Origin of the sequence: Pseudomonas sp. P135, assembly GCF_020312125.1 — a bacterium.
Lineage (GTDB): Bacteria > Pseudomonadota > Gammaproteobacteria > Pseudomonadales > Pseudomonadaceae > Aquipseudomonas > Aquipseudomonas fragariae.
The window spans coordinates 73,250-99,982 of record NZ_JAGPYR010000014.1; the positions used below are offsets into that span (position 1 = coordinate 73,250).

General features: G+C 55.9%; 25 protein-coding genes and 1 pseudogene. 7 read left to right on the forward strand and 19 right to left on the reverse strand.

The genetic code is table 11. The features are described from left to right. Window positions 1-4: 4 nt before the first annotated feature. The 9 genes from KBY08_RS19335 to KBY08_RS19375 form a co-directional block, all read right to left on the reverse strand. The gene (locus KBY08_RS19335; RefSeq protein ID WP_225651239.1) at window positions 5-877 is read right to left on the reverse strand and encodes an ABC transporter permease; all 873 of its coding nucleotides are present in this window, start codon (window positions 875-877) and stop codon (window positions 5-7) included. Next, entirely contained in the window at window positions 877-1,821 is a 945-nt protein-coding gene (locus tag KBY08_RS19340; protein ID WP_011267881.1) for an ABC transporter permease, read from the reverse strand. Before KBY08_RS19340 ends, KBY08_RS19335 begins: the two co-directional genes overlap by 1 nt. Window positions 1,822-1,849: 28 nt before the next feature. Further along, window positions 1,850-3,352 carry an ABC transporter substrate-binding protein gene (locus KBY08_RS19345; RefSeq protein ID WP_103359069.1) on the reverse strand — a complete coding sequence of 501 codons (1,503 nt, stop codon included), beginning with the start codon at window positions 3,350-3,352 and terminating at the stop codon, window positions 1,850-1,852. Beyond that, window positions 3,349-4,482: an ABC transporter ATP-binding protein gene (locus KBY08_RS19350; protein WP_024651963.1), complete on the reverse strand. Its 1,134-nt coding sequence runs from the start codon at window positions 4,480-4,482 to the stop codon at window positions 3,349-3,351. The genes KBY08_RS19345 and KBY08_RS19350 overlap by 4 nt, the downstream gene beginning before the upstream one ends. Further along, window positions 4,479-5,495, reverse strand: a complete 1,017-nt coding sequence (locus KBY08_RS19355; RefSeq protein WP_103753823.1) for an ABC transporter ATP-binding protein — start codon at window positions 5,493-5,495, stop codon at window positions 4,479-4,481. Before KBY08_RS19355 ends, KBY08_RS19350 begins: the two co-directional genes overlap by 4 nt. Then, window positions 5,492-6,229 (reverse strand): FadR/GntR family transcriptional regulator, encoded by a 738-nt coding sequence (locus tag KBY08_RS19360; RefSeq protein ID WP_003401136.1) that lies wholly within the window; start codon window positions 6,227-6,229, stop codon window positions 5,492-5,494. The genes KBY08_RS19355 and KBY08_RS19360 overlap by 4 nt, the downstream gene beginning before the upstream one ends. A 288-nt stretch (window positions 6,230-6,517) precedes the next feature. Then, entirely contained in the window at window positions 6,518-6,880 is a 363-nt protein-coding gene (locus KBY08_RS19365) for a hypothetical protein (protein WP_024660164.1), read from the reverse strand. Continuing rightward, window positions 6,877-8,241 (reverse strand): acyclic terpene utilization AtuA family protein, encoded by a 1,365-nt coding sequence (locus KBY08_RS19370; RefSeq protein WP_103359072.1) that lies wholly within the window; start codon window positions 8,239-8,241, stop codon window positions 6,877-6,879. The genes KBY08_RS19365 and KBY08_RS19370 overlap by 4 nt, the downstream gene beginning before the upstream one ends. After that, the gene (locus KBY08_RS19375; RefSeq protein ID WP_225651240.1) at window positions 8,242-9,534 is read right to left on the reverse strand and encodes a CitMHS family transporter; all 1,293 of its coding nucleotides are present in this window, start codon (window positions 9,532-9,534) and stop codon (window positions 8,242-8,244) included. A gap of 131 nt (window positions 9,535-9,665) precedes the next feature. Between KBY08_RS19375 and KBY08_RS19380 the strand changes: the two genes are divergently transcribed. Next, entirely contained in the window at window positions 9,666-10,565 is a 900-nt protein-coding gene (locus tag KBY08_RS19380; RefSeq protein ID WP_058398889.1) for a LysR family transcriptional regulator, read from the forward strand. Between the two features lie 54 nt (window positions 10,566-10,619). Then, the gene (locus tag KBY08_RS19385) at window positions 10,620-11,147 is read left to right on the forward strand and encodes an NUDIX hydrolase (RefSeq protein ID WP_057456988.1); all 528 of its coding nucleotides are present in this window, start codon (window positions 10,620-10,622) and stop codon (window positions 11,145-11,147) included. A 178-nt stretch (window positions 11,148-11,325) separates the two neighbouring features. On the opposite strand, the gene KBY08_RS19390 is transcribed toward KBY08_RS19385, so the two are convergent. The 6 genes from KBY08_RS19390 to KBY08_RS26540 all read right to left on the reverse strand — a co-directional run bounded on the left by KBY08_RS19390 (window position 11,326) and on the right by KBY08_RS26540 (window position 17,273). Beyond that, a complete protein-coding gene (locus KBY08_RS19390) occupies window positions 11,326-11,784 on the reverse strand; it encodes a PhzF family phenazine biosynthesis protein (RefSeq protein WP_024638169.1) in 459 nt (152 codons plus the stop codon). A gap of 478 nt (window positions 11,785-12,262) precedes the next feature. Continuing rightward, entirely contained in the window at window positions 12,263-12,745 is a 483-nt protein-coding gene (locus tag KBY08_RS19395; protein ID WP_129398314.1) for a hypothetical protein, read from the reverse strand. Next, on the reverse strand, window positions 12,732-13,604 hold the full coding sequence (locus KBY08_RS19400) for a hypothetical protein (RefSeq protein ID WP_024642193.1): 873 nt from the start codon (window positions 13,602-13,604) through the stop codon (window positions 12,732-12,734). The genes KBY08_RS19395 and KBY08_RS19400 overlap by 14 nt, the downstream gene beginning before the upstream one ends. Window positions 13,605-13,713: 109 nt before the next feature. After that, window positions 13,714-14,541: a hypothetical protein gene (locus KBY08_RS19405; protein WP_024659689.1), complete on the reverse strand. Its 828-nt coding sequence runs from the start codon at window positions 14,539-14,541 to the stop codon at window positions 13,714-13,716. Next, window positions 14,541-15,437, reverse strand: coding sequence for a TniB family NTP-binding protein (locus KBY08_RS19410; protein WP_024642195.1), 897 nt, complete (start codon window positions 15,435-15,437; stop codon window positions 14,541-14,543). The genes KBY08_RS19405 and KBY08_RS19410 overlap by 1 nt, the downstream gene beginning before the upstream one ends. Window positions 15,438-15,440: 3 nt before the next feature. Next, window positions 15,441-17,273 carry a Mu transposase C-terminal domain-containing protein gene (locus tag KBY08_RS26540; RefSeq protein WP_158527656.1) on the reverse strand — a complete coding sequence of 611 codons (1,833 nt, stop codon included), beginning with the start codon at window positions 17,271-17,273 and terminating at the stop codon, window positions 15,441-15,443. Between the two features lie 253 nt (window positions 17,274-17,526). Between KBY08_RS26540 and KBY08_RS19420 the strand changes: the two genes are divergently transcribed. Further along, window positions 17,527-18,381 carry a hypothetical protein gene (locus KBY08_RS19420; protein ID WP_024642197.1) on the forward strand — a complete coding sequence of 285 codons (855 nt, stop codon included), beginning with the start codon at window positions 17,527-17,529 and terminating at the stop codon, window positions 18,379-18,381. Here KBY08_RS19420 and KBY08_RS19425 read toward each other — a convergent pair. Further along, window positions 18,365-18,805, reverse strand: coding sequence for a DNA-binding protein (locus KBY08_RS19425; protein WP_024642198.1), 441 nt, complete (start codon window positions 18,803-18,805; stop codon window positions 18,365-18,367). The genes KBY08_RS19420 and KBY08_RS19425 overlap by 17 nt on opposite strands. 368 nt (window positions 18,806-19,173) lie before the next feature. Here KBY08_RS19425 and KBY08_RS19430 point away from each other — a divergent pair, with 368 nt between their 5' ends. After that, complete coding sequence (locus KBY08_RS19430; RefSeq protein ID WP_104684222.1) at window positions 19,174-19,653, forward strand: hypothetical protein; 480 nt, start codon at window positions 19,174-19,176, stop codon at window positions 19,651-19,653. Window positions 19,654-19,913: 260 nt separating this feature from the next. Here the strand turns inward: KBY08_RS19430 and KBY08_RS19435 are convergent, their stop codons facing one another. The 3 genes from KBY08_RS19435 to KBY08_RS19445 all read right to left on the reverse strand — a co-directional run bounded on the left by KBY08_RS19435 (window position 19,914) and on the right by KBY08_RS19445 (window position 21,930). Continuing rightward, on the reverse strand, window positions 19,914-20,147 hold the full coding sequence (locus KBY08_RS19435) for a hypothetical protein (protein ID WP_024642200.1): 234 nt from the start codon (window positions 20,145-20,147) through the stop codon (window positions 19,914-19,916). Window positions 20,148-20,610: 463 nt separating this feature from the next. Next, the gene (locus tag KBY08_RS19440) at window positions 20,611-21,366 is read right to left on the reverse strand and encodes an SIR2 family NAD-dependent protein deacylase (RefSeq protein ID WP_024642201.1); all 756 of its coding nucleotides are present in this window, start codon (window positions 21,364-21,366) and stop codon (window positions 20,611-20,613) included. 93 nt (window positions 21,367-21,459) lie between these two features. After that, a complete protein-coding gene (locus tag KBY08_RS19445; protein WP_024642202.1) occupies window positions 21,460-21,930 on the reverse strand; it encodes a hypothetical protein in 471 nt (156 codons plus the stop codon). 193 nt (window positions 21,931-22,123) lie between these two features. On the opposite strand from KBY08_RS19445, the gene KBY08_RS19450 reads away from it, so the two are divergent. The 3 genes and pseudogenes from KBY08_RS19450 (at window position 22,124) to KBY08_RS19455 (ending at window position 26,455) form a co-directional block, all read left to right on the forward strand. Then, window positions 22,124-22,396 (forward strand): helix-turn-helix domain-containing protein, encoded by a 273-nt coding sequence (locus KBY08_RS19450; RefSeq protein WP_104684220.1) that lies wholly within the window; start codon window positions 22,124-22,126, stop codon window positions 22,394-22,396. Between the two features lie 1,715 nt (window positions 22,397-24,111). Continuing rightward, window positions 24,112-24,363 carry a BPSL0761 family protein gene (locus KBY08_RS26545; RefSeq protein ID WP_308507369.1) on the forward strand — a complete coding sequence of 84 codons (252 nt, stop codon included), beginning with the start codon at window positions 24,112-24,114 and terminating at the stop codon, window positions 24,361-24,363. Between the two features lie 661 nt (window positions 24,364-25,024). Continuing rightward, window positions 25,025-26,455, forward strand: a pseudogene (locus KBY08_RS19455) (IS1182 family transposase). The last annotated feature ends 278 nt before the right edge of the window (window positions 26,456-26,733 follow it).

Genomic DNA, 26,733 nt, shown 5'->3' on the forward strand with positions numbered 1-26,733 from the left:
AGGTTTAGCCCTTGGGGTCCAGCGCATCGCGCAGGCCGTCACCCAGCAGGTTGAAACACAGGACCGTGATGTAGATCGCCACGCCAGGCGCAATCGACATCCACGGAGCCTGCTCCATGAAATTCTTCGCAGTATTGAGCATCGAGCCCCAGGACGGCGACGGCGGTTGCTGGCCCAGGCCGAGGAACGACAGGCTGGCTTCAGCCAGAATCGCCGAGGCGATGGCCAGCGTTGCCTGCACGACCAATGGCGACATCACGTTGGGCAGCACATAACGCAGGATGATCCAGCGATCCGGCAGACCAATGGCGCGGGCACCTTCGAGGTAATCCTCGTGCTTGATCGACAGCACCTGGCCGCGGGTCAGCCGGGCAAAGATCGGCATCGCGGACAGGCCGATGGCGATCATCGCGTTGGTCAGGCTGGGGCCGAGAAAGGCGCCCAAAGCGATGGCCAGCACCAGAAACGGGCAGGACAGCAGCGCTTCCATGACCTGCGAAATGATCATGTCCAGCTTGCCGCCAAAGTACCCGGCCAACAGACCCAGAGGCACGCCGATGAACATGGCGATGGCCACCGAAACACCACCGGCCAGCAGTGAACTGCGGGCGCCATACAGCAAGCGTGAGAACAGATCGCGTCCCAGTTCGTCGGTGCCCATCCAGTAGATCAATGAGGGGGCCTTGCGTACGGCGAGGAAGTTGGCTTTGAGCGGATCATGCGGCGCAATCCAGGGCGCCAGAACCGCCGCCAGGACAAACAGCAGCAACACCGCCGCGCCAAGTACCGCGCCTTTGTTGGCAAGGAATTTCTTCAGAAAAGGCGAGCGACTGCGGGGCAGGATCGCGCTGTGCGGGAGGCTGGCAATAGCGGTCATCAGGCAGTCCTCAGACGTGGGTTGATCAGGCGATAAAGCACGTCGGCCAGCAGGTTCAACATCAGGAAGCCAATCGCGACACACAACACCACGCCTTGCACCACGGCGTAGTCGCGGTTGAACACGGCGTCGACGATCATTTTGCCGAACCCCGGGATGCTGAATACCTGTTCGGTCAGCACCGCACCGCCGAGCAACTCGCCGAACAGCAGCGTCGTGAGTGTGACGATAGGCATCAGCGCGTTGCGCAACGCATGCTTGAGAATGACTGTACGGGGGAATAACCCCTTGGCCCGGGCGGTGCGGACGTAGTCAGTGCGCAGTACTTCCAGCATGGCGCTGCGGGTGTGGCGCATGAGAATCCCCGAAAGCCCGGCACCCAAGACAAACGCTGGCAGGATCAGGGTCTTCAGGTTTTGTCCGAAGTCCTCACCCATCGGCACAAAGCCGGAGGCGGGCAGCCACTGCAGTTTCACCGCAAACACCATGATCAGCAGAATGCCCAGCCAGAAGTGCGGAATGGAAATCCCCGACAGCGCCACCACGTTGGCCCCGTAATCCACGGCGGTGCCTTTGCGCACCGCCGAAATGATCCCGGTGGGAATGCCGATCAACAGCGCAATCAGCAGGGCCAGCACCGCCAGTTCGATAGTCACCGGCAGTTTCGACGCCAGCAGCGTGGTTACCGCTTGTTCGGTGCGCAGCGATGTGCCGAGGTCGCCGGTCAGCACGTTGCCGACCCAGTTCAGGTACTGCAAGGGGATCGGGTCATCGAGCCGGTATTTGTCGCGCAGGTATTCCATGACCGCCGGATCGCGCTCTTCCCCGGCCATGGCCAGCACCGGGTCACCCGGCAGCAGCTTCTGCAGGGTGAAGACGAACAGCGAAACCAGAATCAGCGTCGGTATCGAGCTGAGCAGGCGTCGCAGGATGAACATCAGCATACCGGAACCTCGCAGGTGCGCCCGTCAGTCATGGCTTGAACGCGACATTGTTCAGACGAATCAGACCGTCCGGGTTAGGGACAAAACCGGTCACGTTGTTACGCATGGCAATGATTCGCGGGTCGAAATACAGGTAGGCGGTGGGTACTTCATCGGCCAGCAAGCGCAGCGCGTCGTTGTACAGCGCCTGGCGTTGTGCAACGTCGTTCACGGTGCGCGCCTTGTTGAGCAGTTCGTCGAGCCTGGCGTTGCAGTACTTGCCGTCGTTCTGGCCGCCTTTGCAGGTCACGAACTGATGGATGTCGCCATCCGGATCAGGACGACCCGACCAGGCGCTCATGCCGATCTGGAAGTTGCCACTCGCCTGTTCGCTGAGCATCGTCGCGTATTCCGTGGCAATCAGGTTGACCTTGAAGCCCGCTTCTTCAGCCATGGCCTGAATGATCTGCCCGACCTGTTGCGCGATGGGGTTGTTGGCCACTTTCAGGTCCACCGCCAACGGCAGTTTCACGCCGGCCTGCGCCAGCAGCGCCTTGCTTTTCTCGATATCGCGAGTAGGGATCGGCAGTTCCTTGTCGTAATACGGGCTGTTTTTCGGGAACGGCTGAGCGCTTGGTGCGTACAGACCCTCGAACACCACCTGATTAATAGCATCGCGGTCGATGGACAGCTCAAACGCCTTGCGTACGCGCTTGTCCTTGCCCATCGGCGAGTTGGCTTTTTCACCATTGCCGATGTTGAACATCAGCTGCATGTAGCCAAGGCCCGGTGTGTTGTAGATCGCCAGTTTGCTGTCGGCCTTGACGGTTTTCACATCGGTTGGCGCAACACGCTCGATGATGTCCAGATCGCCGGAGCGCAGGTTGGCCAGGCGCACCGAGGTGTCCGGAATCGGCAGGAACACCACTTTGTCGAAATGATAAGCCTGTTTATTCCAGTAGTTGTCAAAACGCTCAAGTACGATTCGATCCTGCTGCACGCGCTGCACGAATTTGTAAGGGCCGGAGCAGACCGGGTTGGAAGCGAACTCACCTTGCGCGGCTTTCGGCGCGAGCATCATCCCGGCACGGTCCGACAGTTGCGAAACCAGCGTGGCGTCGGCTTGCTTGAGCTTGATGGCCACAGTTTTTGCGTCAATCACCTCGACGCTGTCCACCGAGGCCAGCTCGCTTTTGCGCAGGGAGTCGGGGAGGGTGCGGGCGCGATCAAGGTTGAACTTCACCGAGGCGGCATCAAAAGGTTCGCCATCGTGGTACGTCACGCCTTCGCGCAACGTCATGGTCAGGGTTTTACCGTCTTCGCTCCAGTTCCAGGCGGTGGCCAGTTGTGGCGAGTAGGTCAGGTCCGGGTTGACGTCCACCAGTTTGTCGCACAGCGCGGTGTAGACCAGGCGGCCGGAGTAGGTGCGCGAACGGTGCGGATCCAGCACATCGGGATCGTCCTGAATGCCGATGCGCAACGTCGATTCGGCAAAGGCAACGTTGGCGGCCAGCAATAACAATGTTCCTGTCACGACGCGTGCGATTTTCATGGCTGGCTCTCCACTGCAAGGGATTGATGGTGCTTGAACAGATTCAGGCGCTGGGTGTAGGCAGCGCTGGGTGTCGGAAGGATCAGCGTGGCGCTGCCTGCGTTGGCGATTTCACGCCAGAAGTGGCAGGCGACCTGGCGTTCGGCCTCGACGGTTTCCATGACCGGCGCAGCCTCCTTGCACAGCGCACGGGCGTGCGGGCAACGGGTATGAAAGCGGCAGCCCGAAGGCGGGCGGCTGGGGCTGGGCATATCGCCGCCGAGTAACGGACGCGGCTGGCGCAGGTCAGGGTGGCTGACCGGCACGGCGGCCATCAACGCCTGGGTATAAGGGTGCAAGGGGTTTTCGAACAGCGCGTCGACCGGCGCCAGTTCGACGATTTCACCCAGGTACATCACCGCCACGCGGTCGCTCATGTGGCGAATCACGGCCAGGCCATGGGCAACAATCACCAGGGTCAGGCCGAATTGATGCTTGAGGTCTTCGAGCAGGTTGACCACTTGCGCCTGCACCGAAACGTCCAGCGCCGAGACCGGCTCGTCACCGAGGATCAGGCGCGGCTCGGAAGCCAGTGCGCGGGCAATGCCGATGCGCTGGCGTTGGCCACCGGAGAATTCATGGGGATGCCGACCACCGTGTTCAGGAGCAAGGCCTACGGTGCGCAGTAACTCGGCGACTCTTTCCTGACGGTCGCTACGGCTGGCCTGACTGTGTAGCCAGATTGGTTCGCCAACGATGGATTCCACGGTCATGCGTGGATTCAGCGAGGCGAACGGGTCCTGGAAGATGATCTGCAGGTCACGGCGTACCTGACGCAGCTTTTCCGGTGTCAGGTTGGCCAGGTTGCGGCCCTCGTAGATCACGTCACCCGCAGTCGGTTGCAGCAGGTTGAGCAGCAGGCGGCCAAGGGTGGATTTGCCCGAGCCGGACTCGCCTACCAACGCCAGCGTCTCGCCCTTGCGGACTGACAGGTTGACCTCATTGACGGCCTGTACCGGCGGCTTCTTCCGCTGCAAAAGGCCGCTTTCCACGGCAAAGTGCTTGCTCAGGCCGATGCCTTCGAGAATGGGCTTCTGCACGTTGCTGTCGGGGCTTGGGCGCCCGGCGATATCTCGTTCGGAAAGGTTCACGCACTGACTCCCACATGCTGTTCCAAAGGCGCCCGGATGCACGCGGCGAAGTGTCCGGGAGACAACTCAAGCAGCGGCGGGCGTTCGTCTCGGCATTGCTGGATCACGAACGGGCAGCGCCCGGCGAAGCGGCAACCGCTGGGCATTTCTGCCGGTGTCGGCACCCGGCCGTTAATCGTTGCCAGGCGGCCTTCACGAGGGCCGATCGAGGGCATCGAGCCCATCAGGCCGATGGTGTAGGGATGTTGCGGATCGTCGAACAGGGTTTTCACCGGGCCGCTTTCCACGACGCGTCCGGCGTACATGACCATGACCTCATCGGCGACTTCGGCGACTACACCCAAATCGTGGGTGATCAGAATCATCGCCGTGCCGGTCTCGGTCTGCAGGTTGGCGATCAGCGAAAGAATCTGCGCCTGAATGGTCACGTCCAGCGCAGTCGTCGGTTCGTCCGCGATGATCAGCGCCGGGTCATTGGCCAGCGCCATGGCAATCATGGCCCGTTGCCGCATGCCACCCGAAAGTTCATGCGGGTAGGCGTCCAGCCGCTGGCGAGCGTCCGGCACGCGGACCTTTTCCAGCATCTCCAGAGCGCGCTGGCGGGCTGCCTTGTCTGAGAGGCCCTGATGACGCATCACACTTTCAGCGATCTGCTCGCCGATGGTGAAGACCGGATTGAGGGAGGTCATCGGCTCCTGGAAGATCATCGCCATGCGGTTACCGCGCACGTCCAGCAAGCGCTCTTCGGACATGCCCAGCAAGGCTTCATCGATCAGCAGCGAGTCGCTGGCGCCTACCTTGGCCGTGGTCGGCAACAGGCCCATCAGGCCCATGGAGGTCACGCTCTTGCCGCAGCCGGACTCGCCGACGATAGCCAGGGTCTTGCCACGCTTGACGGAAAACGACACGCCGTCGACAACATTGGCGGGCGCACCGGCAAAGCGTACGGTCAGGTCGCTGATGCTGAGCACCGTGCCGTCGCCGTTTTCTGTGAGGTGGGCAGTGGCGCTCATAGGCTGGCCTCCAGGTCTTGGTTGATAACGGTGTTCAGGGCCTGTTGCAGCGCACGTAGATGGCCGCGCATGGCAGTGGCGGCCTTGATCGGATCGCGGCTTTCAATGGCGCTGACGATGTCGTCGTGATCGTGGCTGTAGGTGTCGAGGCGGTCGGCATTGCGCGCCCGGTGACGCAAGTCGCGCCAGGCGGGGTCCAGACGGATCGCATCGAGCATTTCGAAGATGTCCAGCATCAGTCGATTACCCGCCGCTTCGGCAATGGCGCGGTGCAGGGCGCTGTCCCACAGCTCGATGCCTTCGGCATCGGTCTGCTCGGCGACCTGCTGGCGAGTAGTGCGCTCGGCAAGGCGGCGCAGAATCGCCATCTGCTCACCATTGGCCCGTACCGCGGCCAATGAGGCAAGTGCCGGCTCCAGATGCAGGCGCGCTTCCATGACCTCGGTGAAATTGGTCCGCCCGGAAAGCCGCGCGAAGCTCATGGCGGCGCTGGGTGGCGTAGGTCCGACAAAGGTCCCTTTACCTTGCCGGCGCCAGACCTGGCCTTCGGCTTCCAGCACCGACAGGGCGCGACGAACTGCCCGTCGGCTGACCCCGAAATCGGCCGCCAGATCCCGCTCGGTAGGCAATGCCCGCTGGGGGAAGGCTGCATGTTGGGCAACGATCTGGCGCAACGCATCCAGCGCCAGTTTCGAAGAGTTGTCGATGGGAATGTCAGGGTCGAACCTTTGCATCGTGGTACTCGCGCCAGACCGGAAAAAGAGGCCCTGAGCTGCCCGCAGGCAGGGTTTCCAGGCAACAGGGCTGGTGCAAGAGCGATGCCAATGAAAATTGGTTCGGTCAATTTTGCCCGGCAAGATGGCCAGCGGCGGCTATGGGTCAAGCCTGGCGGGCCAATGTTCAAAGGTCCGCCGGCCTGGTCCACGTCAGGGTGAGGGGATTGGTTCGCCGGTGGGTGAACCAATTTTCAGCGGGTACGGATTTATTGCATCAATGCGGGCAGGGTGCGCCAAAGTGCGCCGCTAGGTGGTCGACCGGAATGCTGCATTGGGTGGCGCGGCTCGCCATTCCAGGCCCAGATCGAGCAATGCGGCCCCCAGCGCCTTGCCATGGGCATCAAGAGCCAGCGATCGTGTGACTCCGCCACGCAGGATGCCGGGTAGAACGAAGTTGAGCGCACCCACACGCGGCAGTTCGTAGCGGCGTACGGGTGGTCCGGTTGGGTCCAGCAGTTCAGCAAAGTGTTCAGTGACCAACTCCACCGTCAGCAGCTCAGCAAGACGTGGATAATCGTCGATGTGAAAGGCAACGACGGAGATATTGGACACGTCACCCTTGTCACCGGTACGTGTGTGAGCGATGTCCCGCAGTTGGGTGGTGTTCATGTCATGTCCTCTATATGCACCTGCAGTTTGACTGCGTCCCTTGGCAGGAACAGTGACGCCACGGCTACTACCTGGCGGACTGACTTGCTCGCGCCGCCGCCTCCATACGGGCCGTTGGTATAGAGGGTTTCCACTTCATTTCCGACGCGTACCGCATCGTTTTTGTCCACGCAACGCGCGGCCACCCGAAGGCGTACCTCCCAGGGCTCGCCCTCGGCGCGCGCTCCCAGGTGACTTCCATGCAAGGCGTTAACGCCGATCAGTTCGGCTCGAATGTCCTCACATGCCACGCCTGTCAGGGCCAGACGTTTGAGCACGATGTCCTTCGCCAACTGTCCGCGAGCCAGTGCGCCGGGGCCGCCGTAGGACATTTGTCCTTCGCCGATCCAGCCATCGAGAAAACCCACTGACACCTTCAGCGTCTCGGGGCGTGCGTGTCCGTCGGCCCCCTGAACGCGCACTTGGTTTCTTGCGATGGATTCGAAGGCAGCATGGGTGAAATCCGCGCTGACGTCGGGCGTCAGGTAGGCGGCAGGGTCATGCACTTCGTACAACATTTGCTCGGTGCAGGTGGCAGTATCAATGCGGCCACCGGAACCCGCCACTTTGCTGATGACGGCGTTGCCTGCCGCATCTATCTCGGCCAGCGGGAAGCCCAGGCGGTCGAGGTCCGGGACGTCTTTAAAACCGGGATCCGCGAAATAGCCGCCGCTAACCTGGCCGGCGCATTCGAGCAAATGCCCAACCAGGGTTCCGCGGCCCAGCAAAGCCCAGTCGTCCTCGGCCCAGCCGAACTCGAACATTTGCGCTGCGAGAAACAGTGAAGGATCAGCGACCCTTCCGGTAACGATCACGTCAGCATCGGCGCGCAAGGCCTGGATGATGCCTTCCGCGCCCAGGTAGGCATTGGCCGAAATGAGTCTGTCACCGAGGGATCGTAGTGACCGGCCATTGTCGAGGGTTTGATCGGGCTGTTGCAGCAGGGCTGCGAGCACGTCATCGCCTGTCAGCGCTGCGACTTTCAAGCCGCTCAGGCCAAGCTCTGCCGCTATCCGGCGTATTTCGCTTGCGGCGCCAAGCGGATTTGCGGCTCCCATGTTGGTGATGATTCGCAAGCGGCGGCGCGCGCCATCAGTACCTTTGCCCACAAAAGGCAAGACTCGGCGCATACGTTCGCTCAGCAATGGATCGTAGCCTGCTGATGGGTCCACCAGACGCGACTGCTGTGCCAGCGCAATGGTACGTTCCGCGAGGCATTCAAATACCAGGTAATCCAGTTCTCCATGCTCGGCCAGCTCGATCGCCGGCTCGATGCGGTCGCCGGAATAACCAGCCCCTGAACCAATCCGTATTGTTTTCATTCAGAAAACTCCTATGACCATAGCGGTCAGGGTCATGATGACCGAGGCCGCAAACAGGAAAGGGATAGTGAAGCGCTGGTGATCGGCCAGCTCGATCTTGCACAGGCCGACCAGCAGAAAGGTCGCTGGCGTCAACGGGCTGACCGGGAAGCCGGTGGTATGCACGCCAAGCAACGACGCCTGTGCGACCTGCATCGGGTCGACACCGAGGGCTTTGCCGACCTCGGCGACCACGGGCATGATGCCGAAGTAGAAGGAGTCCGGATCGAAAAGCAGGCTCAGGGGCATGGATAGAAAGCCTACGACGACCGGAATCAGCTTGCCGTGCCCGGCCGGGATCTGGCCCACGGCCACTTCAGCCATGGCCTTCAGCATCCCGGTGCCCTGCATGATTCCTGTAAACACCCCGGCAGCCAGCAGGATGCTGGCCATGGTCAGGGCTGTCTTGGCGTGTGCATCGATGCGTGCCCGCTGTGTGTCCACGGCAGGGTAGTTGATGCACAAGGCAATCACGGTGCCGAGCATGAACATCACCACCGGGTCTACAACCCCCGCGATCATCACGCCCATCACCACCAGCGTCAGCAGCAGGTTGATCCAGAACAACCGAGGTTTGCGCAGTTCACGCTCAGCGTCGCTGAGCACGCGTTGGTGGGGTTTTACATCAAGATTGTCAGGGCCCAGGCCCAGGCGTCGCTCTTCGCGCCGTCCCAGGAAAAATGCGCAGGTGAAGACGAAGATCAGTCCGACGATCTGCACCGGAATGAGCGGCTGAAACAGATCCGAAATCGGCACGTGAAGGGCGGCGGAAGAGCGCAGCACCGGTCCCGTCCAGGGCAGGAAGTTGACCCCCGCAGCCATCGCCGTCACACACGCCAGTATGCGTTTATCCATGCCAAGGCGCGTGTACAGCGGCAGCATTGCGGGAATGGTCACAAGAAAGGTTACCGCGCCGGAGCCGTCCAGATGCACCAGCAGCGCCAGCAGTGCGGTGCCCATGACGATGCGGGTTGGCCGTGTGCCGACCCGTTTGAGGATGCGATCGATGATCGGATCGAGCATGCCGGCATCCGTCATGATGCCGAAGAACAGAATGGCGAATACAAACATCCCGACGACGGGCGCAACGTTCTTGATGCCGGTGATGATGAAGCCACTGGTTTGCAGACCGAAACCAGCGAGGAGGGCGGCGATGATCGGCAGGGCGATCAATGCAACCAGGGGAGAGATGCGTTTGCTCATGATGCTGACGAGCATGGCAAGAATGGTTATCACACCGAGTGTGGCGAGCATTGGCTGATCCTCTTCGGCATCCCTGTGCGCGACAGCGACGAGACACCCTATTGTTGTTTTGCAAGAGTAATAGCAACGACGCTATGCTCTGTGAATTGAAATATTCACTGGATCTTGTTCGGAAAAACAAAATGAAGAATTCGATCCAGCACATCCGCGCCTTCCTGTCAGTGGTTCAGACCGGCAGTTTTTCCAAGGCTGCAGCCACTCTCAACTTGTCGCCGTCTGCACTGACCGTGCAAATCCAGCAACTGGAGGATTGGCTCGGCGTTGCCTTGCTGGAACGAAGCCCACGCCATGTCTGCCTGACCGGCGCCGGGCAAAATGCACTGTTGCCCATGGAGAAACTGCTGCTGGATCTGGACAACATTGTTAGCGCCGCGCGGGATATCGCAGCCTCACGACGCGGCCTGATCACCATCGCCGCCTTGCCGTCGCTGTGTTCCGGCGTACTGCCTGCAGTGTTGAAGACGTTTCGCGAGCGATTTCCGGGAGTTGAGGTCAGGCTGCGAGATGTCGTCGCGCAGCGAATCGACGCGCTTGTACTAGAGCGCGAGGTGGATTTCGGATTAGGCGTACAGGCTCGGCCCACCCATGGGTTGGAGTTCAACGCCATCCTGGAAGACCGTTTGTGCCTGTTCGCTCCCGAAGACCATCCACTGGCGAAGCGTTGCGCAGTGAGACTGAACGAGATAGCTGTTTTCCCGATCGTTCTTACTGGCAGGGAAAGCAGCGTTCGCGATCTGGTCGAGCGAGTGTTTGCTGACGAGCAACTGCCTTTATCTGCGGGTCTGGAAGCCAATTACATGTCTACGGTACTGGCGTTGGTCAGGCAGGGGCAGGGCATTACGCTTCTTCCGGAGTCGGCGGACGATGGGCGGGGAGACCTGAGCAAAGTGCCAGTTGATCATCCGGGTGTCGTTCGGCAGATCGGGCTTATTACCCGTTCGGAGCAAACAATGGCTCCAGCCGTTGTCGAATTCGTTCAATTGCTGGAGGATCTGCGCACCCTCGGCAATCACAGCCGTTGATTTGCTATTGGTACGATGATTCGAATTCCCCTGTTCACTTGAAATGAAGACCCGATGCAACTCATTACCGAAATCATTCATCCCGACCTGAAGTCCACACAGGGCAGAATATTCCGACGCCATGCGGCACGCGGCATCGTATTGAGGGATGAGAAAATCCTTTTACTCTTTACTGAACGCTATAACGACTTCAGTTTTCCCGGTGGCGGCCTTGATGCAAACGAGGACATTGTTACTGGTCTGAAGCGTGAGCTTGAAGAAGAGACGGGCGCTCGCGAAATCCAGGTGCTCGAGCATTATGGTTACATCGAGGAGTACCGGCCCTATTGGAAGCCCCAGTATGATCTGATGCACATGACCTCGCATTTCTATCTGTGCGATGTCGCGCACCAGTTAGAGCCCGTGAGGATGGAAAGCCATGAAATAGCCAATGGCATGCGGCCCGTCTGGATCGGCGTAACTGAAGCCATCGCCCATAATGAGGCTGTTATGCAGCGCCAGGAGTCTTCGATGGGGCAGTCCATACAGCGCGAGACCTTTATGCTGAGAAAAGTTGAAGCAGAGTTGATCGTCAGTCGGTGAGTGTTTTCTGCCTGAGGCAAGTGTGGGCGGAGGTGCTTTTTGGTGTTGGTTGATAACTCAACTAAATGACTGTTTAGTTGAGTTATCAATCTCAGGGGGTTTAAGGCTGGGCGAGGGCGGTTGTTCTGCTGGCGCACAGGGGCCTCGGCTCAACCTGATTTTTAGTCATCTGCACCGGTTAAAAAGAGACTCGACCGGTAATGCATTTTTGTACTTCCCCACCAATCCAGATGCGCTCGCCAATGTGTTCCACCTGAATTCGTCCGTGACGCCCCAACGCCGTACCTTGGCTGACGGTATATCTTTTCGGCATTAGCCCGGCTGGTATTAGCCATTGGGCAAGGCTGGCATTAAGGCTGCCAGTAACAGGGTCTTCGGCAGACCTGTTGCTAATGAAGGCTCGAACTTCGATATCAGCTTGTGCATCTAGTCCGATCCAATGGGCAAAGGCTCCTACGTTATCAGGATGGGTAGGACGCATGAGAAATGTAGTCTCGCTAAGGTTTGTCCAACGTGCGAATGCGGCCATTTGTTCGGCGGTCAGATCATCAGCGTCGCTTACGACTGCGAGTGCATTGCCTTCCAAGGGCTTACTGGCGAATACATCAACCTGGTGAAAACTCAGTGTATTGGGCATAAAGCTCTCGTAGGTCGGGTTACGTGGGAAAAGTAACCCTAAATACATCGCAGGATAGTGTCCACCAGGTGCGCATGGTTGGATCTGGTTCTCGACCCACTTGATGCTAATGCGTACGACCTGGTCATCGAGGTATCGCGACAGCGCTGCAGATCCATGCTCTCAATTTGGTAAAGGAACTGGATGCAGAACTGGGTTCGTCAGCACATGAAGTGTTTGTAAGTGGCGGTTTAGCTCAGGCGAGACTCGAGGTTGGTTGGGATGTGTCTGTCAGCATTCGTTAATTAGTGGAATTCTTAACCTGTTGATTTCAAAGGCTTTCCACTGATTAGCCACTAATCAACGGAAAAAACACCTTGAGATGGCATGGTTTTCCGGTGATTAATGACCAGGTTTCCAGGAAGGGCAGATCGCAACGAAGGCGACGACTACCGGATGTAAGTGGCCTCGTCTGAACCTGTTAGATTTTTCTAATACGCTATTTGAGGTATTGGGCGAGCAAGTTGTGTTCGCTAAATTTTTCCTGAAAATATGTATCAGCAATGCTCGGTTGGAAGTAACCCCATTCGATGATTTTTCTCAAGTACTTCAATGGTAGATCAATGATGAAGTCAACGAATGCTTCATCTGCTTCGTTTAAATTCCAGCGGTGAAAACACTGCGTATGAGTAGCGCTGGTGTGAATTCTTGCTACGCCCGGAAACCATGGCGCGCACCCGTCGAAGGAGAGGCGCCAGGGTGAATGAGATGCTACATTCTCCCGCATACGGCAAGATAGGATTAACCTATGTCGTTGAACTGGAATGTTGCGTGTGAGGATAAATCCGAAGACCTTTCCTGACTGTCTGTCCATGGCAAAGCTAAGATAGTGGGGCAGGATGCCGCTGGTACTCGGTGGCGTCCCAATGCCTAATCTCACATAACGGAAGTCGATTTTTGAAATTTTGTTATAGCGGCTCAAGCGCCATCCCCCTGACGAATGCCTTGGTGTGTTTGTGGTTGAAGGTGCCCAGCGCATTTCGGATCTGCCGCGAGTACGTCTGGTCGTGACTTTTGTAAATTTGGCTGCAGGACGTTCCGAGAAATTCTGGATCCCATCTGCACGCCCACCAGCTTCGGACATATTCGGTCTGGTTGTTGAGCTCCTCAATCTCCTGGCGGGTGACATACCCAGTTATGATGCCCATCATTATCAAAGCGCAGGTGCGTTCTGCAGCGTTGGCCTGAAGTGCACCAACTTTCATGAGAAGCTTGAAACGCATATCTGTCAGTGCGACGTCTCCGGCCCTGGGAGTCGTGACGAATTGAGTCGCGAGGCCCGCGCCGTAGTGGGCGGCGTGCAGCAAAAACTCCATGATGTACTTTCGCGCATGAAAGATTGAGAATTCTCGAGTTCCTGCGCTGTGAGGATTGGAGACTAGCTGCTTCTCGAGTTTTAGCATCAGCACCTGTACCTTCAATCCTGCCTTGATCACAGCGTCGAGCGCGGAACCAGTTATGGTTAACCGTAGCGGGACTGGTGGACCGGTCAAGAACTGTAGATAGCTGGATTTTCGTCTGCCGTAATCTGTCAGGATCTTTGAATGCTTTGGACAGATGGGTGCTAACAGGTACCGCCACGATTTCATTAGGACGATTCGACCATGTTGGCGGAGTGCGTTAGCGATGCAGTCGGCACAGGCGTAATCTCCGACAGTGTGCGGCACCAGCCAAAGGCAATCAGCACGAAAGCGCTCAAAAAACGCCACTTTCTTCAGGCCAAACGCATCCTTAATGCGTGATTCGAAGACGGGCGGTGACTCGAAATCCGGATCACGCAACCGAAGTTCCGCAAGGGGGTGGGGTTTCAGGTTCAGAATCTCGTCAATCGCACGCCATTGCGCTGCTGTGCGAGGTTGCAGCCGATGGCACCACGATGAGAACGACTCTTCAGCTATCGGTAAGGTCACGGAGTGATTTGGCATTGGCATATACAATTTCTCGATAGGACAGTTTGAACAGCTTGGCGCAGACACCAGTTTCTGCTGACAAAATGGTGCGCCTGACGCATTCTCGGAGGTATTCGAGCAGGCGCGCAGTGTTACCCCGGCTGAGCTTGAAAAGTGATTTCGCGTAGAGTGGCAAATCGACATCGAGTTCGTACGTCCTGTAGACGAGCGAAGAAATGTCCTTCAAGTAATTCCGGAACAAGTCATTAAAGCGCCATTCTTCGATACAAATCGTTCGACCGTTTGGCCGATGTGATGCCCACGACCCTTTGATGTGATCAGAAGGGCCGGCGAGCACGATGCGTAGTGAAATGGGTGGCGCAGTAAGCTGACTCCATTGGTGCATATGCTTGCGTTTTTGCTCTAGGCTGGCTACGCCTGCCAGATAATCTTCTATGAGCATTATCGAATGGGCCAGTATGCCTCCAAGCGCAAAGACTTCTCGGGGCAATACCTTATGGTAGTGCCGAGTCGCGAACCGAAACCCAAAATGGTGCAGCAGATACTCGCTTGGCAGATACTGGTCGTTGATCTCCGGTCTGGCCAACGTGAAGCACGCTGTGCCATTTGCGTGGCCCAGGCGTTGTGATGTCTCAGCCAAAACGGTAGAAACGCCCGAACCCGACAAGCCGGAAAGATAGATCACGGGGTCGGCTTCGGTCTGCAACGCCGCCATCATTTGTTGAATGGCAGCCTCCACCTGAGGCGTACGCAGCACCAGGTGCTGGTCTACATCAAACGCTCGCCTGATCAAACTGATATTTTTCATCATCGGTCAGAGGGGGAGTGGAGCAGGATAGAGACGCCGAACTTGGCGGCGAGCAAGGGGGCGCGATCGATAATCTCGGCGGTGATTTTCTCGACACCCGAAAGAATTGCCTCGGCCGCGCAGACCTGGATGATCTTTGCTACGGCGTCCATCAAGCCGGCGGACAAGGCAAAGAGCCGCGTTGCCAGTTCTTCTGACCACAGATTCGAGGCTATCTTCAACGGAAGCACGCGTTCATACCCAGCCAAAAAAGCGCGAAAATCACCATTGAGGGACCACATGGGCAACGGCCACTGCATGTAGCGACGTTCGAGTTGGGGGTCCAGACGTAGCGCCTCGCTGGCCTTGTCGATCCCAAAGGCAAACACGCTCAGGTTATAAGGATCGCCCGAAAGGTTTTTGAGCAATGACAGATTGACCTTTTGCTGAAAAGCGGTAAGTGTCAACGCGTCATGGATTTCATCGATTACGATTCCGCGGATATTCTGTCGTTCTACCGTTAGGGTGAATTCTTTGGAGGCGTCATATGAGCTGAACTTCCTTTTGATGGGTAATCCAAACGCCTCAAACAGTAATTCGCGGAAATTATAGTTATTCGGATTTTGGCGCAAGCTCATGAATACCAGCTTCTCTTCTTGACTGGCATTGTGAGCCTTCAGTTGCCTGATGATGCTGGTTTTTCCGAATCCACCACTTCCCCACACCAACATGCAAGGTGCTTGAACTTTTCGCTTTACCTTCAGCATGTAACTGGAGGTCTCGATAATTGATTGTGCTGCCGGGTAATCAATAAATACATCTTCCAGGCAAAACAAGACGCGTTCTTGGTCAGGCAATGTGGGGTAATGCTGCAACGATTGACGCAGGTGAGGATAAAGATGGGTTGGTGTTGTCATGAATCAGTCCTTGGTGTCAAAAAGCGTAGGTGGTCGACTGTAATCAACGCGCTCGATTACTGGGGCCGCGACGGGCACAGAGGAAATTTCTTTTGGCATATGCTTCGGCACGCCGTTGGATAAATGTTCGCGGTGGTGGGATTTAGCTGCTGACTGTTTTTTCGCATCACGCTTGCTTTTCTGAGTGTTACGTTTGGCTTGCATCACAAGCTTGTTGTTGTGAATCAGTTGAAGTAAGGCTTCTGGATCTGTGACCGTTCCCGGTGGGAGTTTTTTGTTGTATGCTCGATTGGTTCGATAATATTCAAAATTGACGTAATCATGGGAGGCCCGGGCAAGGGGCGCTAGAACGTACTCCGCTTTTAACTTCACCCAGATTTTGGTCATGTCGTAAGGGTCAAACTTGACCACAACCTTGCCTCGACCCTGGTGTGCCATCAAGTCGCGGCAATAATAGATGCCCGCATTGATAGTTATTCCGTTATTGCGTATGGGCTTGTGCTTTTCAGGCAAGAAGTCAAGATACAAATTACGTTTATTGATTGCCACGGGCGGCAGTTTCCCACTTTCGCGTGAGAAGTAGTTTGTCCAGGCATCTTTGGGCGAGCAACGGAGCGTCGAATGGACGGTCCCGTGATAAATCAGGATCTGCCCTGCAAACCAAGATCTGAAATCCTTGAAAGTCATGGCCGCGCGTGCTTCGCTGTTGTATTCACCGCGCTGCTTGACGTTTGAGTAGGTCGTGCCGGGTAGAAAATGCACTTCGGTGGTCATCAGCGTGCCGATGAGGCTTTCAATGACTCCCCCCATGTGTTTCTTGTAAACCCTACGCCAATGAGCTGTACATCCGTGAAGGTCCAAAGCGGCCTCCAGGATAGGTGAACGAAACTCCGCCGCATTGTCCATGCCGATGAACTCCGGCATGCCGTAGTAGGGGTAATTGATCCCATAGGTAGGCGAATTAGGGGAATCCCTGTTTTTGGGAAGGGCAGCCATGCAAACGGTTTGTTGGACCGAAACGAGGCTTGGCGAAAACATGCTGAGGTAAAACCCGAGAATCACCCGGGTATGGACATCCACCAGCAGCGAGACCCACGGCCTGCCAATGATCTTGGTTCGATCCTGCTCGTCACAAAGGATGATGTCGACGCGGGTATGATCCATCTGAGCATGATGCAGGGGGTAATCAGTATGGACATAGCCCGGACGGGACTCAAACACTTGGTTGGTTGCATCAGCCCCATATTTCATGCGGAACACGACTTTGGGATCGAGTCCCTTTATGAAGCGTTGCACCGTAGACAACCCTGGCGGCTTCAGGCCTTTCACATGGCACTGCGCTTGCGCTTGCTTCCAGACATGGGAATAAGATGCGGAGGCCCCGTGGAAATGGTTCCTAAAGCACTCCTCGATAATCTTGATGATTTGCGGAGAAATGCGCTGGCTACCCTTTTTAGGCCCAGCGGAGGATTTGACAATGCTGAGCGCTCCAAGCTTGTGGTTGAACTGCGATACGAGTTTGTAAAAAGCCGATTTTTTTAGCGAGAGCTTGCCAGCTGCTTCCAGCAACTGAAGGCTTCCGTCTAGATACCCCTTGATGATGCCTGCGCGCTCCCCGGCCAGGATCAACCGTGCAGCCTCTCTAGGGTCGGTTGGGTCGTATGTAGACACCTTCTCCATCACCGAATGATCGTCGGGTACCATTTCCAATTCCGCAACCGTCACCACGTGAGTTTGGCCTGTTTCCGAAATCCTGACTTTTACTGAGTCTTCACCTTCTATCGCCGTGATCATCGCCAGCTTTCCGAGCGCGATTACGGCGGTACCTGGTGCCACGGACACCCTCATTTTTTTTCCTCTAGATCTGGTTTCACGAAGCTTCGGATCAGTGATTGGTCCGGTCTCTTTCGTGTGGAACAGAGGCTACAGGGCAAAAACAGGCATACAAACGGGCAAAAATGTAAACTGGATTAATTTGTATAAATGTTGTAAAACAATAAGTTATAAAGCTTTACACTTATTCAAAAAATTGCGCATTGTAAATGCGAGTGATCCTCTGGTTTGATAGGCAACTGCACCAGGAGGATAGATGGCGAGACGCACAAAGCCGCTGGCGGAATATTTTCGAGTGATGGTGACCGCAGCAAGCCTAGCTGACGAGATAAACGTCTCTCGCACTGGATGGGGTCTGGCACGGTGGTTTGAAGCCGACCAACACCTGCCCAGGCATTCGGTTGATGAAAAAAGTTGGCGCCGGTTCCTCGACGGTCACAAGCCTCATCATTCTCGCCTGGAAAAAATCTTCGCCGCAGCGCCAGCGGTCAAATCTTTTTTCGATCACCCATTTTGGGCTGCCCTCAGCCTGACCTGCACTCAAGCTGATAGCGTCCGGATACTGAAATCCTTTGGCTGGATACGCCGGCAGAATGATAGGTTCTGGTTTGAAGGGCCCTCGGAACTATCTGCCCTGGATCGACTCGCCTGTCTGCTGGCCATGCTCAGCTGTGAGAGAGCTCCCTATCATCATCGGGAAATTGGACGCCGCTTATGCGTCGAATATGTCGACCTCACTAGCGCTCGGCTTTGGAAGGACCATTCTGCGGACCTGTTGCGGCTCATCAAAATGAAACTGGAAAAGGCAGTGGGTACGTTATTTGGCGTGACCGATGTGGAAGTGCCCATAGCGTTCAGGTTTTGGGGCTTGGTCAAAGACGATTTTTTCAGGAATGAAAGCATCGCAAGTGTACGCGCATGGCCCGCATGGCGTGAGGCCGTGTACACTTTAAACTGGGAAGATCAGTTTCGCTTGGGAGACTTCATCAAGCATCGAAATATGCCGCTGCAGTCTCAGATTGACGAGTTTGATCGGCGCGTCTATAGAAAGGTACGCGCTCGTATGTACCGAGCCCTTAACAAAGCACGAGCAACTACACCTGTCCTCTGATTGCGGTTTGCATCGTCTCCGAGACATTTTTGAGTAAACTGCGGATCTGATTCATCTCCGTCTCGCACTGTTTGACTTCGAGCCTTAAACGCTGAATGACTACACATAAATCGCTCATAATTCTTGTCGGATCGTCTTTTTCTGAAACAAGATAATTGATAGCGTCTTCCATGCTGGATTTATCATCAAGTTTCTCATAAAAATCGGCTTTCGAAAGATAGGAGGGCATGGGGGTAAGAAATTTGTCACCAACCAGGGGGGATTCTGGCTTTGACTTAATGATCTTCAAAAGTTTTATGATTGTTGCCTTCGAGCCCTTGTTGCCCATTGCAGTGCGAATAGCCTCCAGCGTCGGCGTTTTGCCAAGAGATTTCAGGCGCTCTAGAGCGTTTTCAACATCAAGCTGTGTGATCTTTCTGTTCATAAAAAACTCCGACAGTTATTTTGTCTTAGCAGATTTTAGCATTTATGTGCAGATGCCAATTCTATGTGGCGATGTTGAAGCACTGGTTTAGACATCGCTTATAACAAAATAGTAAGCGCCCGCGTACATCCGCTGCGGGAGAAAGTATAACAGGTGAAGCCCTGTAATCCTCTCTATGCACCATTTAATCCATCACCGGGTGCCAACAGACTCTGCGTTTTCAGTAATTCTATAATATACCCTTTGGTAAAAGCTTAAGGACAGTTTTTCGGCGGAGCGATTCAATACGTGAGTTAAACCCTTCTGCAGCCTACATTGTGCCTTACCGATAGCATCTAGACAAAGCGGGGCCAAGTTGGAGTAGAGTGGTGTCGTCTGCAAAAAAGAACCTGTGGCACTGGCGATCTACCAAAACGGGCTCGCTCCTGGCCCTCTTGGTCAATGTCATTCAGAGCTGGATTACATACCGTTTCTTCGAGATTGATGCATCCGCGATGGCCATATCTAATGGCGCTGTTGCCGTCTTCATCTTTTTAGTCGACTACCGCGACGACCGCTTTCTCAAAGGTTTCTTTCTGATTGCGTATGGCGTGATGATCCAATTTTCCTGCGACTTGGTATTCAAACAAGCATTGGAAGGCTCGCATTGGGCAGATAACGTCAGGATGCTGCTGATGATCACTATCGGTTCTACCAGGGCAGGCGGGAGCTTGATCGCCACACGTAGTTATCGCAGTTCAACCGACCTGGACTCCAATACAATCAGTCCAATGGTGAGGCGGCTTTCGGTCAACTCGGCACACTCGAACGTCACGTGCATGGGCTGGATCGCAAACTGGACCGATTGATCAAACGGGCGGGACTGGCGAGCGCTTGCCTGTTGTTCGCCGGGCTTATGCTATTGATCTTGCTGTTAGCACGCTGAGTCAGTGCGCAAGTGTCGCTGCAATTGGAGACACAGCCATGCCGGGGCAGTTAGTCAGTCCGCCACAGCACGCCTTCGGGGAGACTCAGATGGCTAAGCGGCGCTTGAAACCCTCCAGCCCGGTCTTGGCCACTGCCGAATAGGGCGCAGCTGCGGCCTTGAGTTCTTGCCGCATGCGGTCACCTAGCAGCCGCAGCCGTGTGGCAACACCGGCTGCGGGCGTTCCTCTAGCTGAAGCGCGGCGTCCGGCGCCTCCAATGCGTCGATCGACTTGGCCAGGTCAATGATGAGGTCGCCAAGGAACTCCATGCTACGCAGCACGCGATAGCGGTCTTGCAGCAGCTTAAGACGGTTCAGTCCGTACACCAGGATTAAGGCTGCACCGCGCTGTTGCTGCTTTGGGGTACCGGTCGCCACAATCAATCCCGTGGGGTGCGCGGGCTCAACGCTATACAGCAGATGAGCAACTGGGACGTCATTGCAGGGGCTGGGGAGCAATGGCTGTTCCCGGGAGAAGTCTGGCGCTGAATACTTTCCGCTGTATGCGTTCGACGCGGACCGCGAGTATCGGCCTGTTCCAGTTTTGGAGAGCATTATCCAAGTTCTGGCTGAACGGGGGGGGGGGAGAGGGCTTTTGGTTTGGCTCCTCTAACTCTTATCTAGCCGGCAGGGGGCCAAAAGACGTCCCAAAGCAAAATCCAGTGTAGTCATGAATGCTGTCAAGCTTGAGGCAGTCGACATTTTGCATGGATGACAGAGCCGAGCCGCCTCTTTTTTGCTTTTTGGGACGCGGCGGTAGCTAAGCCAGGCGTCAGAAGGTCTGATGGGGGGCGTGATGCAACCAAAATGCAGGAAAAGCCTCGCCTTACGCGAGGCGCTTTCATTGCGCCGAAGTTACCAAGGTCGGCAATACCTCAGACGCTTTTCCGATCAGCATGAGTTCCCGGCTACCTCCGAGCGATACGTCCACCAGGTTTACATGTATGACGGTGGCCCCGGCTGTGTGCGCGATCTCTGGGATGTCGGCGGCAGGGGTCACGACCCCTGATGTCCCCACAGAGATCAGCACGTCGCATTGACGAACCATCGCCATGCTCGCCTTCCACGCCCCAAGTGGCAGGTCCTCCTTAAACCAAACGATGCCTGGTCTGAGCCGTCCATTGCAGCGCAGGCAGCGCGGTGGTTCGATCTCCAGGACCTCAGCGGGATCGGTTGTTTGAGTCATTGTCAGCTTTGCTGGCCGGGCACATGCAAAGCATTTTGGCACTTCGAGACTGCCGTGTAGGTGGATGACCTCTTTCGTACCTGCGCGCTCGTGTAGGTCATCAATATTCTGAGTCACCACGGCCAGGTGGCGCTCGGTAGCTGCCAGGCGAGAAAGAGCCAGGTGCGCGGCATTGGGCTCCGCGCTCTTGGCTTGCTGTCTTCGCCACAAATAGAAGCCCCATACCAACCCCGGGTTCTCACGGAACGCATCCGCCGTTTCCAACTGCCTGGAATCGTATACGGACCATAGTCCGGACTGCTTGTCGCGAAAAGTGGGAATGCCGCTTTCGGCAGAGATCCCAGCGCCGGTAAAGACCACAACTCGCCGCGCGGCACGTAGTGCTGCGGCAGCCAGTGCCATGTCTGTCATAGTTCCTCTATCCTCTGCTGCCGTGGACTGCCCCAGAACATCTGCAGCGGGGCCTATGCGCCGCAGAGAGTGGACAGCATTTCGGTACGGCGCCTACTTCTGCCATAGTGGGCCATACAGGTTCGCCGCTCTCTTATTAATGTCATTCGGTCCGTACGAAGGAATGTGGCTGTACAGGGACTTGGACGAATAAAGCACCCTCGATCGCTTCCTGAACCGCAAATCCAGATCTCCTACCTTGTAGCTAGCCACTGCAGTTCGATAGACAACTGCGCTGTCCTCCGTGGCCACGCCCTCAAACATCACAATACTCTCCAGCTTCTCAAGCACCCATTCGTGTCGGCCGCTGATGGTGGGCGGACACATCATCTGTACCTGTTCAATTACCACGTCCTTCACGACCAATAGATAATGGCGGAGCTCGTAGGCACATTCGATCACCGCAGCGCGGTTGCGCTGGCCGGTGCGCATGCAGGTGATTGTGACGATGAAGCATAGGCCTTCTATTTCCCCATGGGTCCAAGAACGCACCTCCCGGTAGTCGGGGTCGTAAACAAAAATCACTCAGAGCACCGTGGTAAGTAGACGAGGGCCGCTCCGACGAGCAGCAGAGGCTGCCCATACCGTAGCGAGCAGGTACGATCGGGCGTTTCGCTAGGTTTCCCCAGCCGAGCGCAATTCTAACGAAATGAACACTATAGATTGTAGCTCTATAGTGTTCAAAAAGGCTTCATCGTTCCTTTTGCGAGGAGCGGTCATGGAAATCAAACAAGCCTTTGGCGTCGCACTCCGCAACGCGCGCTTGCGCAGGCGGCTGACACAGGAAGATTTTCACGGCATCTGTAGTCGGACCTACATGAGCACGCTGGAGCGAGGCATGAGAAACCCTACTATTGACAAGGCTGCGGCGCTAGCCGAACGGCTCAACATCCACCCTTTAACCCTATTGGCAGAGACATTCCTAGTGCTGGACCCTGATGCGGACCTTGCGTCTCTGCTGAAGACAGTCATCCAACAAACGGAGGTCTAATCATACTGGCCGGGTGGAAGTCTGGCGGTGGCACATAGAGATCTTTGAAGCCCTCAGCACAGAACTCCGTCATCTGGACGGCCTCCGACGCGCTAATACCGAGTCAGTCAGGACTCGCCGGTGCTGTGTGCTCTTCCCGCCATGAACACTATAGTGCACACTTCGGGGCGTACGTGCAGGGCAGCACACGCGCACTTTTAGGGAAATAGCATAGACATGCGCACAGCTGCGTATGCCTAAGTCGGCCCCTTCTACTCAAAATGCCTATGGTCGACGTTGCTATTTCCCATCTTGAGAACAAGCAGAGCACACCAAGCGAGCCAAACACCGAGGCCTTCATGCATCGGTATTTTCGTCCCTTTGACATTGACCGAACATGCCCCAAGGGCCGCAGATCCTGGTTGGAGTACTCCGTACTCTCCTAGCCGTAATCGATCGACATAACGTGCAGTGCATAGGAATCTAGGCGTTACGCGTATTGTTGTATCTACCAGCGATAGTGTCGCGCACCGTACAGCCCCCCGTCCTGAGAACGGCGACGCTTATCCCAAAAACTTGCTTCTGACAGCGCTCAATAGAACATGAAGATGAGATATCTGGTCACCGGTCGGGACAGTTAGCGATTGTCTGCGCCTACCTTGAAAACCACCTGTGATCCGTCTTGAATCGAGGGACTGATTCAATCAGCTGAGCCGCCAAGGGGAGGGGGCTCGGGCATTAACACAGGGAAGCAGTCATGCAGACAAGTACCGAAGGTATCTATTGCAGCAGTCTGGTCGCGGTTGTCGAGGCGGCCTTTTGACTCGGTTACGACCCTTATGCTTTGGCAGCTCAAGACAAGCTCGATGTGGCGAGATTTTTGGAGATGTCGCCTTTGATGCTACGGCAGGGCCCGGAACGAGTTATCGATAAGTCTCTGCTCGTAGCCAAAATCATTAATGGGCGATGGCCGATTCATGAACTCAGCGGCCCATTCATTCAAGATGCTCAACTCACCGCGTGCCTCCCCGACGACAGCTGATGCGCCAGCCTCGTTAAGCAGTAGGCGTCGAGCCGCCTCACGGCATCTGTACTATAAGGAGTAAGCATGGTAGGTAGAGAGCGAAGGTTTTCTGTACACGACCTTCTGGTCGCGTTACTACGCGACCAGAATATTCACGACGGCTTCTGGGGGCTGACGGTGCAGTTTGAAGCAGAAGGGGCGGCTGTACCGATAGCCGGTAAGCCCGGAGAAAATTTGCCTGGTCTTGCCGTCGCAGTGTCGGGTGTAACTCTCACTCCTGCGACGGAGGGCGAAAACGGTGCCGTTGACGCTTCATTGGTCAACCCCCCGCGGCCAGCTCCTGTTAGGAATCGAGCAAAAGTGAAGACTCTTCAGTAATTGGCTTCCAGGGCTGCAGAGGACTTTAGGGCGAAATACCGTCTTGCGAAGACGGAGCGCTAAGCTCCGGTCAGTATTGGCACCAGAAGTTCGACATCCGTTTTTGGCCGATTGCCGCCTTTGGTGAAGGGCCGCAACCGACCCATAGCTGCCTCCAAAAGACCTTTGAGTTGCCGGTTGAGCTTCAGAATTTGTTTGCAGAGTTATTGCGCTGCGCGCAGAGGATGCGGGCGGCTATCCGGCTAGGACCTCGTCAGCCTTTCAGTCATAATAGTGGCCTAGGCCATTTATCGGTTGACTACCAAAACGCATTAGAGGGGTGGCTGAAATGAGTATGCCGAGTGAACGCACCCGAAGTGTGATCCAAACAGAAGCGTTTTTGCGAGAGTTGTCAAAGAGCCCGCTCATTCCTGAGGAGTACCGTAATGAAGCGAAGCGCCTTCTGCGACATTACCCTGAGTCGTCGTTTGTCCTATTCGCCGGCAAGATGGATGACATTATTCAAAGTGCAGAGCCTGGAGATCCCAGGCGGGAATTAGCCATCAGCGGTTATCACCCTATGTTTACTGCGGAGATAAATCTTTAGGCCAGTGCTTTAACAAGGTCTCCCGTTTGTAATGCAGACGCGCTTGCCAAGTCTCTTATTGTCTTTGTCGGTCCCGATAGGAGATGTCGTGTGGACCCCAAGCATCGAGTGCCCACCGCCTCAACTGGGGCTAGCTCGTCACACTGCGGACACGACTGTCAGTTTTGACCGATTGCTGTCGTTGGCGACCGACAGCTTTCGGTCCAGAGTGTGTAAAAACGTATTCGATCAGCAGCATCGTAAGGCGCTGGGTCAAACCACGTTCTGTGTAGATTCCCGACAGACCGAAAACCATCGAATGATGGGATCGTCTAAAACCAGTGCTCGTTCATTTTCGAAAGAAACTCTGGGTTAACCGGCGCGCTGGATGCTGAGCCGATGACCGAGTCAATCCCACACTTCGGACACAAAACGGTGGTATCCAGATCGACCCACTCTGTGATTTCTGCGGACGAAAACACACTTAAGCAGTAAAAACAGCCACAACGATCACTTGCTTCAATTTGGGCTCGGTGATTTTTACAAAATCGGTGCGCTGAAATTACATCCATGGGTAAGCCCTTCAACTTCAAATTCAGTAGCATATCGTGCTTACGTCAGAGTACGTGAAGACCCGGCTAACGTTGCTATGATTGCCCAAAGTGTTAACGCAGGATTGCCCATGAAACGTTTCATTCAGGGTGAGCATCGCGGACAAAGCAATTTGCTTCCCGAAATCCTTGACGACTACGTCAGTGACACAAATCCGGTGGGAGTAGTGGACGTTTTCGTCGACGAACTCGACCTGGTCAATCTACGTTTTGAAGGCGTCATTCCAGCCGATACCGGCCGACCTGCTTACCACCCCGCAATCTTGCCGAATATCTACATATACGGCTATCTCAACCGCATTCAATCGAGCCGGCGTCTTGAACGAGAAGCCCAACGCAACGTCGAGTTGATGTGGCTGACAGGGCGTTTGATGCCCGATTTCAAGACCATCGCCAACTTCCGAAAAGACAACAGCAAGGCCATCCGAGGCGTCTGCCGCCAATTCGTGGTGCTGTGCCAGCAGTTGGGACTGTTCGGAGAAAATCTGGTTGCCATTGACGGCAGTAAATTCAAGGCCGTCAACAACCGCGACCGCAATTTCACCAGCGCCAAGCTGAAGCGGCGGATGGAAGAAATTGAATCGAGTATCAATCGGTACCTGACTGCGCTCGACGAAGCCGATCGGCAAGAACCCTCGATTGCTCAGCCCAAGGCTGCTCGTCTGCAAGAGAAAATCGACAAGCTCAAAGCTCAGATGAAAGAGTTACGGGTCATTGAAACTCAGCTCAACGAATCGTCGGATAAACAGGTTTCACTGACCGATCCAGACGCCCGCTCCATGATGACTCGCGGCACGGGCATCGTCGGTTACAACGTGCAGACAGCGGTCGATACCCAGCACCATTTGATCGTTGCGCATGAGGTGACCAACGTCGGTTACGACCGCGATCAACTCAGCTCGATGGCCAAGCAGGCCCGCGAGGCGATGGCGTCAGAGACGCTGTCGGTAGTGGCTGACCGAGGTTACTTCAAAAGCGAAGAAATCTTGGCTTGTCACGATGCAGGAATCACTGCCTAGGTGCCCAAGCCGATGACCTCTGGAGCCAAGGCAGACGGGCGCTTTAATAACGATGCCTTCATCTATGACGCGGCAAAAAACGAATACATTTGCCCGGCTGGAGAAACACTGATCTGGCGCTATACCAACGTTGAAAAAGGCCTGACGTTGCACCGTTACTGGAGTTCGAAAAGCCGGGGCTGCGTAATGAAACCGCAGTGCACACCGAGCACGGAACGGCGGGTTCGGCGCTGGGAGCATGAAGCCGTACTGGAGGAAATGCAGAATAGGCTGAGCAACGCGCCGGAAATGATGCGGATCCGAAAACGAAAGGTTGAGCATCCCTTCGGGACACTCAAACAATGGATGGTCGCCACGCATTTCCTGACACGAAAGCTGAACGGAGTAAGTGCCGAGATGAGCTTGAACGTCCTCGCCTACAACCTGAAGCGGGTCATGAAAATTCTCGGTATCAGCGGTTTAATGAAGGCGCTGTCGGCCTGAAGATGTCTTTATTTTGGCCACCCTGCACGGTAAAAGCGACGCTGGGGCTCCTAGGCCCTAGTGATGATTCGCAGGACTTGTTGCGAGCAATTACTCAGCTAATAGCCGTCGGCGCTAAGCGCCGAAAGGTAAGCGTCCGCCAAACACACCACCGCCGGTACGGGTGCCATTTCTGATGACCATCATCAACTACCTCCAGTTCTGCTTGCGAGGTTTCGGTCGATTCTTGCAATGTGTCGCCCGAGGCATTACGACCTTCGCTTGCCCCGGGGACACCT